15 protein-coding genes and 1 pseudogene are annotated in these 13,283 nt (G+C 59.9%); 15 read left to right on the top strand and 1 reads right to left on the bottom strand.

All coding sequences use genetic code 11. The features are described from left to right. Positions 1-102 precede the first annotated feature (102 nt). From urtB to KQ933_RS14750, 12 genes and pseudogenes are all read left to right on the top strand, one after another. Positions 103-1,722 (top strand): urea ABC transporter permease subunit UrtB, encoded by a 1,620-nt coding sequence (urtB, locus tag KQ933_RS14805; protein WP_216755591.1) that lies wholly within the window; start codon positions 103-105, stop codon positions 1,720-1,722. Continuing rightward, positions 1,719-2,882 (top strand): urea ABC transporter permease subunit UrtC, encoded by a 1,164-nt coding sequence (gene urtC, locus KQ933_RS14800; RefSeq protein WP_216755590.1) that lies wholly within the window; start codon positions 1,719-1,721, stop codon positions 2,880-2,882. Before urtB ends, urtC begins: the two co-directional genes overlap by 4 nt. Positions 2,883-2,886: 4 nt before the next feature. Next, on the top strand, positions 2,887-3,642 hold the full coding sequence (urtD, locus tag KQ933_RS14795) for an urea ABC transporter ATP-binding protein UrtD (RefSeq protein WP_216755589.1): 756 nt from the start codon (positions 2,887-2,889) through the stop codon (positions 3,640-3,642). A gap of 1 nt (position 3,643) precedes the next feature. Then, complete coding sequence (urtE, locus tag KQ933_RS14790) at positions 3,644-4,339, top strand: urea ABC transporter ATP-binding subunit UrtE (RefSeq protein WP_216755588.1); 696 nt, start codon at positions 3,644-3,646, stop codon at positions 4,337-4,339. Between the two features lie 176 nt (positions 4,340-4,515). Then, positions 4,516-5,340, top strand: coding sequence for an urease accessory protein UreD (locus tag KQ933_RS14785; protein WP_216755587.1), 825 nt, complete (start codon positions 4,516-4,518; stop codon positions 5,338-5,340). Positions 5,341-5,360: 20 nt separating this feature from the next. Continuing rightward, positions 5,361-5,663: an urease subunit gamma gene (locus tag KQ933_RS14780; RefSeq protein ID WP_183732241.1), complete on the top strand. Its 303-nt coding sequence runs from the start codon at positions 5,361-5,363 to the stop codon at positions 5,661-5,663. A 10-nt stretch (positions 5,664-5,673) separates the two neighbouring features. Next, positions 5,674-5,925, top strand: a complete 252-nt coding sequence (locus tag KQ933_RS14775; protein ID WP_216755586.1) for a DUF1272 domain-containing protein — start codon at positions 5,674-5,676, stop codon at positions 5,923-5,925. A gap of 10 nt (positions 5,926-5,935) precedes the next feature. Beyond that, the gene (locus KQ933_RS14770) at positions 5,936-6,241 is read left to right on the top strand and encodes an urease subunit beta (RefSeq protein WP_216755585.1); all 306 of its coding nucleotides are present in this window, start codon (positions 5,936-5,938) and stop codon (positions 6,239-6,241) included. Positions 6,242-6,268: 27 nt separating this feature from the next. Further along, the gene (locus tag KQ933_RS14765; protein WP_216755584.1) at positions 6,269-6,679 is read left to right on the top strand and encodes a lysozyme inhibitor LprI family protein; all 411 of its coding nucleotides are present in this window, start codon (positions 6,269-6,271) and stop codon (positions 6,677-6,679) included. 15 nt (positions 6,680-6,694) lie between these two features. Continuing rightward, entirely contained in the window at positions 6,695-7,318 is a 624-nt protein-coding gene (locus tag KQ933_RS14760) for a Urease operon accessory protein (RefSeq protein ID WP_216755583.1), read from the top strand. 3 nt (positions 7,319-7,321) lie between these two features. After that, positions 7,322-9,034 (top strand): urease subunit alpha, encoded by a 1,713-nt coding sequence (ureC, locus tag KQ933_RS14755; RefSeq protein ID WP_216755582.1) that lies wholly within the window; start codon positions 7,322-7,324, stop codon positions 9,032-9,034. Positions 9,035-9,047: 13 nt separating this feature from the next. After that, a pseudogene (locus KQ933_RS14750) lies at positions 9,048-9,434 on the top strand (DUF2459 domain-containing protein); the annotation flags it as partial. 25 nt (positions 9,435-9,459) lie between these two features. Here KQ933_RS14750 and KQ933_RS14745 read toward each other — a convergent pair. Then, positions 9,460-10,403 (bottom strand): IS630 family transposase gene (locus KQ933_RS14745; protein ID WP_216755581.1). Its coding sequence is split into 2 segments (ribosomal slippage): positions 9,460-10,067 and positions 10,067-10,403, totalling 945 coding nucleotides; the frame shifts between segments, so codons are not numbered across the junction. A gap of 589 nt (positions 10,404-10,992) precedes the next feature. On the opposite strand from KQ933_RS14745, the gene KQ933_RS14740 reads away from it, so the two are divergent. The 3 genes from KQ933_RS14740 (at position 10,993) to KQ933_RS14730 (ending at position 13,200) form a co-directional block, all read left to right on the top strand. Continuing rightward, positions 10,993-11,856, top strand: coding sequence for a GGDEF domain-containing protein (locus tag KQ933_RS14740; RefSeq protein WP_216755580.1), 864 nt, complete (start codon positions 10,993-10,995; stop codon positions 11,854-11,856). 96 nt (positions 11,857-11,952) lie between these two features. Further along, positions 11,953-12,522 (top strand): urease accessory protein UreE, encoded by a 570-nt coding sequence (gene ureE / locus KQ933_RS14735; RefSeq protein WP_216755579.1) that lies wholly within the window; start codon positions 11,953-11,955, stop codon positions 12,520-12,522. Positions 12,523-12,528: 6 nt separating this feature from the next. Further along, complete coding sequence (locus KQ933_RS14730) at positions 12,529-13,200, top strand: urease accessory protein UreF (protein ID WP_216755578.1); 672 nt, start codon at positions 12,529-12,531, stop codon at positions 13,198-13,200. Positions 13,201-13,283: the final 83 nt, after the last annotated feature.

Here is a 13,283-nt window from a genome sequence, read left to right as displayed (position 1 = left end):
CCGACATGAGCCATTAAGACTTCCGTCCGGATTTCATATCCGGGCGGAAGCTCCGTCCCCAGCGGTATTGCCGACAGGCCAACGATTTAGGCGGGAAAGCCGATGTATCGCGCCATCAAGATCTTTCTTTTAACCCTTTGCCTGACGCTTACCGGCGTGACGGCAGGCCTGAAGGCACAGGATGATGTCCACGCTCTTGTCGATGCGCTTGGCGTCGGCGGTTTTCCGGAGCGCGAAGCGGCCATCAAGGCGCTCGTCGCTTCCAAGGATGCGCATGTCAGCCAGATATTGCAGCAACTGAGCGATGGCCTTCTTTACGTCAATTCCGATGCGGGAGGCCCCGTCCTCGTTCAGGGCGGCACGGATGACGAGCCGACCTTTTCCGATCCGCTCACCGGTGAAGCAATTGCAGATATCGATCCCGATACGATGTCGAAGGTCAGGATCAACAATTCGGTGCGTACGCTCATCGGCACATTGATGAGCCAGATGACGCTGTTGAGCCCTGATCGTGGTGCCCGCCTCGCGGCCGCCCAGGGGCTCCTGAAGGATGCCGACCCAGCCAATCTTGATTTGCTCAATTCCGCACTGGCGGATGAAAAGGACGCCGAGATCAAGAGCACGATGGAAGCGGCGCGAGCCGTCATGGTGCTGAAGAGCGATGCGAGCGCCGATGAAAAGCGGCAGGCGATCGATACGGTTGCCGCGCGCGGCGGCCGCGATGCGCTGACCATCCTGACCACGGCGCTGGCAACCGCGCCTGATGATCTCAAGCCTGCCATTCAGGCACATGTCAGCACAATCAACCGCAGCCTGGCCCTCTGGAACATCGTCCAGAACGTCTGGTACGGGCTATCGCTCGGTTCGGTGCTGCTGCTTGCGGCCATCGGCCTCGCGATCACCTTCGGCGTCATGGGTGTCATCAACATGGCGCACGGCGAGATGGTGATGATCGGCGCCTACACGACTTATGTCGTGCAGGAATATATCACCGCGAATTTTCCCGGCATGGCCGACTATTCGCTGGCCTTTGCCGTGCCTGCCGCCTTCGTCTTCACCGGTTTCGTCGGTCTGATCATCGAGCGCATCGTCATCCGCTATCTCTACGGCCGGCCGCTGGAAACGCTGCTCGCCACCTGGGGCGTGTCACTGATCCTGCAGCAGGCGGTGCGCACGGTCTTCGGCCCGACCAATCGTGAAGTGCGCAATCCGAGCTGGATGTCGGGTGCTTTCGAACTCGGCGGGTTGTCGATCACCTGGAACCGTCTCTGGATCATCGTCTTCTCAATGGCGGTGTTCGTGGCGCTGCTGATGCTCTTGAAGCGCTCTGCCTTTGGCCTGCAGATGCGCGCCGTCACTCAGAACCGGCGCATGGCCTCCTCCATGGGTATCCGCACCGGCTGGGTCGATGCCTTCACCTTCGCGCTCGGCTCCGGCATTGCCGGCATGGCGGGTGTGGCGCTCTCGCAGATCGACAACGTCTCGCCGAACCTCGGCCAAAGCTACATCATCGACAGCTTCATGGTCGTGGTCTTCGGCGGCGTCGGCAATCTCTGGGGCACGCTGGTCGGTGCTCTGTCGCTCGGTGTCGTCAACAAGTTCCTCGAGCCCTTTGCCGGCGCCGTGCTCGGCAAGATCCTGGTGCTTGTCCTCATCATTCTCTTCATACAGAAGCGTCCGCGCGGGCTCTTCGCACTCAAAGGAAGGGCGGTGGAAGCATGATTACGGCCTTCCTTCTCCGGTCTCTCGATCGCCGGATCTCCATTGCCATTGCCATCCTGCTGGCTGTCGCAGCGCTGGTGCCGGTGCTGAACCTCGCGACCTCGGCGGATAATCCGCTGCATGTGCCGACCTATATCATGGCGCTGTTCGGCAAGTATCTGACCTATGCGCTCTTGGCGCTGGCGCTCGATCTCGTCTGGGGCTTCTGCGGCATCCTTTCGCTCGGACATGGCGCTTTTTTCGCGCTCGGCGGGTATGCCATGGGCATGTATCTGATGCGTCAGATCGGCCCGCGGGGCGTCTATGGCGATCCGATCCTGCCGGATTTCATGGTCTTCCTGAACTGGAAGGAACTGCCCTGGTTCTGGTACGGTTTCGACCAGTTCTGGTTTGCGGCACTGATGGTGCTGCTCGTACCCGGTCTGCTCGCTTTCATCTTTGGTTGGTTCGCCTTCCGCTCGCGCGTCAACGGCGTGTATCTCTCCATCATCACGCAGGCCATGACTTATGCGCTGCTGCTTGCCTTCTTCCGCAACGACATGGGCTTCGGCGGCAATAATGGCATGACCGACTTCAAGGATATCCTTGGTTTCAACGTGCAGGCGGACGGCACACGGGCCACGCTCTTCGCAGCCACCGCAATCTTCCTGGCACTCTCGCTGATGATTGCCTCGGCGATCGTGCGGTCGAAATTTGGCAAGGTGCTGGTCGGCGTGCGTGATGCGGAAAGCCGCACGCGCTTCCTCGGCTATCGTGTCGAGCATTTCAAGCTCTTCACCTTTGTTGTCTCGGCGATGATGGCGGGCATTGCCGGCGCGCTCTACGTGCCGCAGGTCGGCATCATCAATCCCGGCGAATTCGCGCCGGCCAACTCCATCGAAGTCGTCATCTGGACGGCTGTCGGCGGGCGGGCGACGCTGATCGGGCCGATCATCGGTGCGATCCTCGTCAACGGCGGCAAGACGATCTTTACCGGCCTCTTCCCCGATTACTGGCTGTTTGCGCTCGGCGGTCTCTTCGTGCTTGTCACGCTTTTGCTGCCGAGGGGCATCGTCGGCACGCTCGCCCAATATTTCGGCAAGCGGAAGCCTGTATCCAACGGCGTGCCGCCAGCGGCAGATGAAGAAGGCGTCGACGCAAAAATCCAGGCTGCGGAGTAGACCCATGATCCCCGACGTCAAACCCAACAGCGTGCTCTATCTTAATGGTGTCTCGGTCTCCTTCGATGGTTTCAAGGCGCTGAACTCGCTCTCTATCGTCATTGAACCGGGTGAACTGAGAGCGATCATCGGCCCGAACGGTGCCGGCAAGACGACGATGATGGACATCATCACCGGCAAGACCCGGCCGGATGAAGGTGAGGTCTTTTTCAATGGCAATATCGATCTGACCAAGAGAGACGAGGCCGATATTGCCCAGCTCGGCATCGGCCGGAAATTCCAGAAGCCGACGGTCTTCGAAAGCCATACGGTCTGGGACAATCTCGAACTGGCGCTCAACCGCCGCCGCACGGTGTTTTCGACGCTGTTCTATCGGCTGTCAGGTGAAGATAAGGACCGTATCGATGAGATCCTGGAAACGGTGCGGCTGACGCATCGCCGCGATGAGTTCGCCGCCAACCTGTCGCATGGGCAGAAACAGTGGCTGGAGATCGGCATGCTGCTTGCGCAGGAGCCGAAGCTGCTGCTTGTCGACGAACCTGTTGCCGGCATGACGGACGCCGAGACGGCGGAAACGGCGATCCTGCTGAAGGATATTGCCAAGACACGATCCGTCGTTGTCGTAGAGCACGATATGGGCTTCATCCGCGATCTCGGTGTGAAGGTGACCTGCCTTGCGGAAGGCTCGGTGCTGGCGGAAGGATCCATCGATTTCGTCAGCAACGATCCGAAAGTGATCGAGAATTATCTGGGGCGCTGAGATGCTGACCGTTGAAAACGCAAATCTTCATTATGGTGCTGCGCAGGCGCTGCGCGGCATCTCGATCAAGGCCGAGATGGGCAAGATCACCTGCGTGCTCGGGCGTAACGGCGTCGGCAAGAGTTCGCTGCTGCGCGCCGTCACCGGCCAGCATCCGCTTTCGGCCGGCACGATTACCTTCAATGAGGCAAAGCTGAATGGCTTGCCGCCCTTTGCCCGGGCCAAGCAAGGCATCGGCTATGTGCCGCAGGGGCGTGAGATCTTTCCCCTGCTGACCGTCAAGGAAAACCTCGAGACTGGCTTTGCTCCGCTTGGCCGCCGCGACCGCAACATCCCCGACGATATCTTCAGTCTCTTCCCGGTGCTGAAGTCGATGTTGTCGCGTCGCGGCGGCGATCTTTCGGGCGGGCAGCAGCAGCAGTTGGCGATCGGGCGCGCCATGGTCACGCGGCCGAAAATTCTTGTACTCGACGAGCCGACCGAGGGTATCCAGCCGTCGATCATCAAGGATATCGGCCGGGCGATCCGTTACCTGCGCGATTCCACCGGCATGGCGATCCTGCTGGTCGAGCAATATCTCGATTTCTGCCGCGAGCTTGCCGACTATGTCTACATCATGGATCGCGGCGAGATCGTGCATGAGGGTCTTGCCGAGACGCTGGATACGCCGGAAGCGCGCCGCCATCTAACCGTATGATCTTTCTGGCCAACGCGCTGGCATCTGCCGCATTTTGCGGCAGATGCCTTCCGCGCCATCCTTATGGCCCGTGGGGGTGCGGGCTTTCGGAAAGCGGCACGGGACTTGCTTTGTTGCAGTCAACAGACACATTCAACGCAAGATGCCAGACAGGATGGCATCTGCACGGGGGTGGCATGACAGGCGCGGCGGCGGGTATCACGAGACCGCAGAGAGCGGAAGGACGCGGGCATCTTGCTGCCAAGGTGCAGGATGGGCGTACGCGAATCCGTGAGCTTTATCAGGAAGGTGCGGCAAAGATCCGTCTGCCGGATACATTCGATGCCTCGATGGAGGCTGTTATTATCAACACGGCCGGCGGGCTGACCGGTGGCGACCGGATGAACTGGAGCGTATCGGCGGGGGCGGGTACGCGCATCGATGTAACGACGCAGGCCTGCGAGAAGATCTACAAGTCATCGGCCGGCACGGCAGAAGTGACGACGCAGATCGAGGTCGGGCCGGGTGCCCGCGTCGACTGGCTGCCGCAGGAGACCATTCTTTTCGATCGCGCCTCGTTGTTTCGCCGTCTGGATGTCGATCTCGACGAAAGCGCGGAGTTCCTTGCCGTCGAAGCCATCCTGCTCGGCCGCACGGCAATGGGTGAGACGGTGGAGACGGGGCTGTTTCGCGATCGTTGGCGCATCCGCCGCTCGGGCCAACTTGTTCATGCCGAGGAACTGCGCCTTTCCGATGCGGTGGCGCTACTGGCGGCAGAGCAGGCTGTGCTTGGCGGGCAGGTTGCCTTTGCGACAGTGCTGTATGCCGGGCCGATGTCGGAAGCCTATCTTGCCAAGGTCCGGCCGCTGGTGGACGGGCATATGGGCGGGGCAAGCGCCTGGAGCGACAAGATTGTCGTGCGCCTTGCCGCAGCCGATGGCTTTGCGCTCAGAAAAATCCTCATCCCTGTCATTTCCGCCTTGCGCAATGGAGCGCCTGTGCCGAAAGTCTGGAATCTATGAGTTAAACAAGCGGATAGACGATGAACCTCACCCCGAGAGAAAAAGACAAGCTGTTGATTTCCATGGCCGCCGTGGTGGCGCGCCGACGGCTGGAGCGCGGCGTCAAGCTGAACTATCCGGAAGCCATTGCCCTTATCAGTGATTTCGTCGTCGAGGGCGCGCGTGATGGCCGCCCGGTCGCCGAACTGATGGAGGCCGGCGCCCATGTGATCAGTCGCGACCAGGTTATGGAGGGCATTGCCGAGATGATCCATGACGTGCAGGTCGAGGCGACTTTCCCCGATGGCACGAAGCTGGTGACCGTGCACGAACCGATCCGCTGAGGAGTACGCCATGCTGGAGCTTCGACCCAATTGCGAATGCTGCGACAAGGATCTGCCGCCTCACAGCGCGGAAGCTATGATCTGCACATTCGAATGCACGTTCTGTGCGGATTGCGTTGACAATATCCTCAAGGGTGAGTGCCCGAATTGCGGTGGCAATCTCGTTGTCAGGCCGATCCGGCCTGCGGCAAAACTTGCGAACAATCCGGCCTCCACGAAACGTGTTCTGAAGGCCGAGGGCTGCGCGCCCAAGGCGGCTTAAGGAGAAACAGATGATCCCTGGCGAAATCATTGCTGTAGGCGGCGAGATCGAGCTCAATGCCGGCGCGCCGACTGTGACGCTCGAGGTCTCCAATACCGGCGACCGTCCCGTACAGGTCGGCAGCCACTATCATTTTGCCGAGACCAATGCCGGCCTGTCCTTCGATCGCGACAAGGCCCACGGCATGCGGCTCGATATTCCCTCGGGTACGGCGGTGCGCTTCGAGCCTGGCCAGACCCGCTCGGTGACGCTCATTCCGCTGTCCGGCAAACGCGAAGTCTATGGCTTCCGCCAGCTCGTCATGGGCCGGCTCTAATCAAAAGAAAATGACGGGAGGACATTCATGCGCATGAAGATAGGGCTCATCGGTGGAGCGCTTATGCTGCTTGCCGCTGGTGCCGCCCATGCCGAGGACGTAGACTGCGACAATGCGCAGACACAATCCGACATGACGAGCTGCGCGCAGGCGCGCTATGAAGAGGCCGACAAGGGGCTCAATGCCCAATACAAGAAGACCCGTGCTGCCATGGTGGCGATCGACAAGGATCTCGATGCCGACATGAAGGGCGCCGAGCAGGCGCTGCTCAAGGCGCAGCGCGCCTGGATCACCTATCGCGACGCCCAGTGCGAAAACTACGGCTTCCAGGCACGCGGCGGCACGATGGAGCCAATGCTGGTGGCAGGTTGCCTTGCCGATATGACGGATCTGAGAACCAAAGAGCTTAAGGCGCTCGCCGAAGGAATGGGCAATTAAGTGGGCAGGACAATCATGATCGTGGGCAACGGCGAAGTCGGAGAAGGAGCGGCGGAGATCATCGATGCCGCCGACTTTGTCATCCGCTTCAACGAGTGCCGCTCCTATGATGCTGGCGGCACGCATACCGATGTGGTCGCCGTGTGCAATACCGGCCGTCCCGCCAAGACCATGCTCGGCTCCGAAAGCTGGCGCACCCATCCCGGTGTTGTCGAAGCCTCCGAAATCTGGAGTGTGCGCGATCCCGCAAAATTCGAGGCGATGCGCGCGCCGCTTGCCGTTTCTCATCCCGAACTCGATGATTTCTGCGACGATTACACCAGCCAATTCAGTGACTTCTGCATGCAAGCTGGCAAGCAGCATTGGGTCGTTGACAAAGAGATTCATGACGCCGTCGATCAGGCGCTTTCTGCTTTCTCGCCAGCGCCTTATGTCGTGCCGAGCAGCGGCATGATCGTGATTGGCGAAGTGCTCGACAGATTTCCCGACGACGAGGTGACACTCGCAGGCTTCGGCCATGTGGGCTGGGAATGGCATCCCTTTGCCGCCGAGAAGCAGCTCGTCGATTCCTATATTGCAGCCGGCCGCCTCAGGCGGCTTGCCGGAAAACCGCTCGTCTCTTCCTCCCAAGGAGCCTGATAGATGCCCTACAAGATCTCCCGCGCGGCTTATGCCCGCATGTTTGGTCCGACCACCGGCGACAAGGTCCGCCTTGCCGATACGGAGCTTTTCATCGAGATCGAAAAGGATTTCACCACCTATGGCGAGGAGGTGAAGTTCGGCGGCGGGAAGGTCATCCGTGACGGTATGGGCCAGAGCCAGGTGACGCGGGCAGGTGGGGCGGTCGATACCGTTATCACCAATGCCGTCATCGTCGACCACACCGGCATCTACAAAGCCGATATCGGCCTGAAGGACGGTCGTATCGCGGCGATTGGCAAGGCGGGCAATCCGGATATGCAGCCCGGCGTCAATATCATCGTCGGTCCCGGTACGGAAGCGATCGCCGGAGAAGGCAAGATCCTCACGGCTGGCGGCATGGACAGCCATATCCATTTCATCGCCCCGCAGCAGATCGAGGAGGCGCTGATGAGCGGCGTGACCTGCATGCTCGGCGGCGGCACAGGGCCGGCACACGGCACGCTGGCGACGACCTGCACGCCCGGCCCCTGGCACATTGCGCGCATGATCGAGGCTGCCGATGCCTTCCCGATGAATCTTGCCTTTGCCGGCAAGGGCAATGCGTCGCTGCCGGGCGCGCTGCAGGAAATGGTGCTGGCTGGCGCCACCTCGCTGAAGCTGCACGAGGACTGGGGCACGACACCAGGCGCCATCGACTGCTGCCTGTCGGTTGCCGACGACTATGACGTGCAGGTGATGATCCACACGGATACGCTGAACGAGAGCGGCTTCGTGGAAGATACGATCGGCGCCATCAAGGGCCGCACCATCCATGCCTTCCACACGGAAGGTGCGGGTGGCGGTCACGCACCCGACATCATCAAGATCTGCGGCCAGCCGAACGTCATTCCGTCATCTACCAATCCGACGCGGCCCTATACGGTCAACACCATCGCCGAACATCTGGACATGTTGATGGTCTGCCATCACCTGTCGTCGTCGATCCCCGAAGACATTGCCTTTGCCGAAAGCCGTATCCGCAAGGAGACGATCGCGGCCGAAGACATCCTGCATGATATCGGCGCCTTCTCGATCATCTCGTCGGACAGCCAGGCCATGGGCCGTGTCGGCGAAGTGCTGATCCGCACCTGGCAGACGGCCGACAAGATGAAGCGCCAGCGCGGCAGCCTGAAGGAAGAAAAGGGCGACAACGACAATTTCCGCGTCCGCCGCTATGTTGCCAAATACACGATCAACCCGGCGATCGCGCATGGCCTGTCGCACGAGATCGGCTCCATCGAAGTCGGCAAGCGTGCCGACCTCGTCCTATGGAACCCGGCCTTCTTCGGCGTGAAGCCGGATATGGTGCTGCTCGGCGGCTCCATCGCGGCGGCTCCGATGGGCGATCCGAACGCTTCGATTCCGACGCCGCAGCCGGTGCATTACCGGCCGATGTTTGCCTCCTTCGGCAAGAGCCTGACGAATTCCTCGGTCACCTTCGTCTCGCAGGCTTCGCTCGATGCCGGCATCAAGGGTCGTCTCGGTGTCGCCAAGGATCTCGTTGCCGTCAAGAACACCCGTGGCGGCATTTCCAAGGCGTCGATGATCCACAATGATCTCACCCCTGATATCGAGGTCGATCCGGAAACCTACGAGGTGCGGGCAAATGGCGAGTTGCTGACCTGCGAACCGGCAACGGTGTTGCCGATGGCGCAGCGTTACTTCCTGTTTTGAGGCCGTTTCATCTGTGGGTGGTTTAAAGCTGGCAGCGCGATGGCTGATACGGGCAACCGCGCTGCTTCTGCTATTGGCGGCGGGTGGCACCTTCATTCCAAGGCCGCTGCTCGTCGCAGCCGAAGCCTCTGGTATGACACCCTCGCAACGCATTCTGCTGCTTTCCGGCCCGATCCATACGGATATTGCGATCCCGCTCGATGATCGGCTCCGGGCGTCGTTTTCCTTTCTTGAAGATGCGGGCATTCCGCTGAGCGATCCTGCCGCCCAATGACTGATTTTCGGATGGGGCGGTCATTCCTTCTATCTGGAGACGCCGACCTCGGCTGACCTGAAGCCGATGCCGGTGTTTCGCGCGTTGACGATCGACAGATCGGTTATGCATGTCGATGTTGCCGGAGGCAAACACATAGAGCAGATCCTGTTTAATCTGGGTCATATCCCGCGGCCTTGAAGTAGTTGGCGCATTCTGCCGTCGTGAAGCGAGGCATCAAGGCGCCCACCGCATCCCACAAAGCGTCGATCTTTCGCTCCGCCCGAGCCCGCAACATGGCTTTCAATTTGGAGAATGCGTTCTCAATGGGATTGAAGTCAGGACTGTAGGGCGGCAGGAACATGAGTTTGGCGCCGGCGCGCTCGATGGCATCGCGGACGCCGGCTGTTTTGTGCGCAGGCAGGTTATCCATAATAACCACGTCGCCGATTTTCAGGGTGGGCAGCAGCACCTGTTCGACATAAGCAAGGAAGACGTTGCCGTTCATCGCGCCATCGTAGACGAAGGGGGCGGTCATTCCGCTGAGGCGCAACGCTCCAGTGAAAGTCGTAGTCTTCCAATGGCCATGCGGCACACCTGCTCGACAACGCTCGCCTCGCATTGCGCGTCCGCGCAGGCGCGCCATTTTGGTCGACAGACCGGTCTCGTCTATAAAGATCAGCTTTTCTGGATCGAGATCGAGCTGGCCATCAAACCAGGCTCGCCGCCGCTTCAAGACATCTGGTCGATCCTGCTCCAATGCATGTGCGGACTTTTTTTAAACGTCCACCCGCGGCTTCGCAGCCAAGCACCGAGCGCACTCCGGCTGATGCCGACCTGCCGCTCAACGCACAGACGCTCGACCATTTCATCCAGCGTCACGTCCTTGCGATCGTCGATCATCTCGACAACGAAAGCCGCGTGTGCGTCGAGAGCCGACGGTCGTCTCCAACCTTGCGGCCGGGGGGTCGGCTCGCCGTCTTTCGCTCTCGCGATCCACCGGATTGCCGTCGAAATCCCAACCCCGAACCGGACAGCCGCCTGCCGCGCTGACATGCCAGCCGCAGACGCTTTCAATACGCGTAATCGAAGATCGTCGCTCAGTGCTCGTGCCATCATCCACCTCTTCGTTGTGGATGTTGAATCAGCTTCGCTGCGCCGCGTCACCTCACAATCGATTCATCGATCGCAGGATCTGCTCTAGACTGCGGCTGCCCTGTGCAAAGGCGGCTTGCGAAGCGGTTTCTGGAACCCGCTGCCGCAAACTTTGGCGCTTTCACTTCTCCTCTTTAATTGAAGTACAATCGTGGTCCCACAACTTTGGCGCTGCTGATGACGCCGCGTTATTTTCCGTTTTGGCCCTTGTCTTTTTGACGCGCTTCGCCGCGTTGCGGCCCTTAAAGTGAAATCTGAACATCACTCTCCAGAGGGTTGTGAAAATCAGGAGATAGACTGTGGTTTTTCAGCCATAGATCATTCTGAAACAGGCCTCGATTATACTCTATAAAGTTACTTTAGAATCAGTGTCTTATGTTTATTTCTCATAATGATAATTCCTGTCCCGAAAAGTTGCACCTCCTGCTAGAAAAAACAGATTGACTGAATCCCCTGAAATCACTCGAATTTTAGCGATTGGATTAAGACCCCCGCAGCAATTGCGCCCCTATCAATGCCCAGGAAACGCTGAGCAGGAAGGTCGATTCTCATGGAAAATTGGATATCGCTTCAGGCTGAGCTAGGCAGTTTCGAGCATCGCAGAACCGTTTATACTTTTGCGCTGAAGATGAGTTTTCTGGCGGTTATCCTGTCCGGCTTCATCATCCTGATAACGCTGCCTCCGCTCGACTTAATGGGAATGCTGCCGATCACTCTTGGGCATGCCATGGTCTTCGCCATCCTCCTTTCCTGGCTGATCGGTGGAATGGTGTCGGGCGTGCTGTCGCTCGTTGCAGGCTTCGCCATTCATGACCTGACCGTTTCGCGTGCCAAGTTCGAAAAGCTCAGCCGCACCGATACGCTGTCCGGGCTGTTGAACCGACGCGCTTTCACCGATGCTTTGGAGAAGGTGGAAGGGGATGCCTGTCTCGCCATTTTCGACGTCGATCGTTTCAAGGCGATCAACGATCGTTTCGGCCATGGCTGCGGAGATGCTGTCATCACTGCCGTCTCAGCCATGCTTTCCGCGGCTTTTGATGGCGCGTCGGTCGTAGCGCGGCTCGGTGGTGAGGAGTTCGGTGTCGTCGTTCAGGGCGGGACGCCGGCGGAACGGGTGGCGCGCATCGAAGGGGTGAGGGCACAGGTTGCCGCGCGGCCGATTCTGGCGGACGGGCATGAGGTTGCCATCACGATATCGGGCGGCATTGCCGATCTCCATGAGGGACGCGACAAGGAGGCGGTCTATGCCTCTGCCGACAAGGCGCTCTATCTCGCCAAGGCGCTCGGCCGCAATCGCGTCGTTCATGAGCGGGAAGGGCTGAATCATGCCTGGCATGGCCTTGTCGAAAATGGGCTTGGCGTGCAGGGTATTGGACCCAATGAGATGAGCCTGCTGCAGGCATCCGGAATTTAGGACCTTTTCCGAAGGGGCGTTTACGAAACGTGCATTGGTGCTTGCATCGCGAAGGGCTATTTTGCATGGTCTAGGTCCCAGTTTAACGGATATGTCATGCAGCGCGTCACCTCTTATGTTCCCGCCGGCACCCCTTCCTCTCACCCGACCGCGCAGGTCAAGCTGCCGCATGATCTGCGGCACCTGCGCCGCAAGCTCCTGCATCTGGAGAACGGCGAGATGGTGATGCTCGATCTCAAGGAGCCGGTGCTTTTTGCCAATGGCGACATGCTGGTGCGCGAGGATGGCGAGCTGATCGAAATCCTTGCTGCCGATGAAAAGCTGTTCGAAGTGCGCGGCCGCGACCGCGCGCATCTGATCGAACTCGCCTGGCATCTCGGCAACCGCCATCTTTCTGCGCAGATCGAGGAGGATCGCATCCTGATCCTGCGCGACCACGTCATTCGCAGCATGCTGCAGGGACTGGGCGCGATGGTGCTCGAGATCAACGAGCCCTTCCAGCCGGCACGCGGCGCCTATCATTCGCATGGCGGGCATTCGCACGGGCATGACAATCATGACCACGACCACCATGATCACGGGCACAGCCATGAGCATGGGCACGATCATCACGACCATGACCACGAGCATGGACACGACCACGGCCATCATCACAAGCACGACTGAAACCTGATGGGTGAGGATCGCGAGCTGCAGGCTCTGCTGCGTCTGACGGCATGGCTTTCTCCGGCTTTTCCCGTTGGTTCATTCGCCTATTCGGGCGGTCTTGAGCGGGCCGTGGCCGACGGTCTCGTCAAAGATGCCGGCATGCTGCGGCATTGGCTGGAGACGCTGACCGGCAATGGCTCCGTATGGAACGATGCGGTGCTCCTTGCCGAAGGTCATCGCAGCCATAGCGACGCGGCCCACCTTGCTGGGCTTGCCGAACTTGCCGCTGCCCTTGCCGGCTCGCGCGAACGACATCAGGAAACGATCTTCCTCGGGGAAGCTTTCCTTGCCGCTGCAAAAGCCTGGCCGGACGATGTCTTCGGTCGGTTGCCGAAAAGAGCAGCCTATCCAGTCGCCATCGGCGCGGTAACGGGTGCGCATGGCATTCAGCTGGACAAGGCACTTGCCGCCTTTCTGCATGCCTATCTCTCCCAGGCCGTTTCCGCCGGTATCCGGCTCGGTGTTGCGGGGCAGAAGGACGGCGTTGCCATCCTCGCCGGACTGGAGGAGCATGTAATAAACATTGCCGCGCGTGCAGCCCGCTCCAGCCTCGACGATTTGGGTTCGGCGACGGTTCAGGCCGATATTGCGGGCCTTCGTCACGAGACGCAGCAGACACGGCTGTTCCGCTCGTGAGGTGAAATTATCCGCGCAGCTGCGTCATTTGACGGTGGCGGGAAAGCAGCGCTTCGCTATCATCTGACTTCGATTGGAGTAAG

The sequence above is a fragment of the Rhizobium sp. WYJ-E13 genome, from assembly GCF_018987265.1.
GTDB lineage: Bacteria > Pseudomonadota > Alphaproteobacteria > Rhizobiales > Rhizobiaceae > Rhizobium.
The sequence above is the reverse complement of the archived record's forward strand: the minus strand, read 5'-3'. Positions and strand labels throughout refer to the sequence as shown.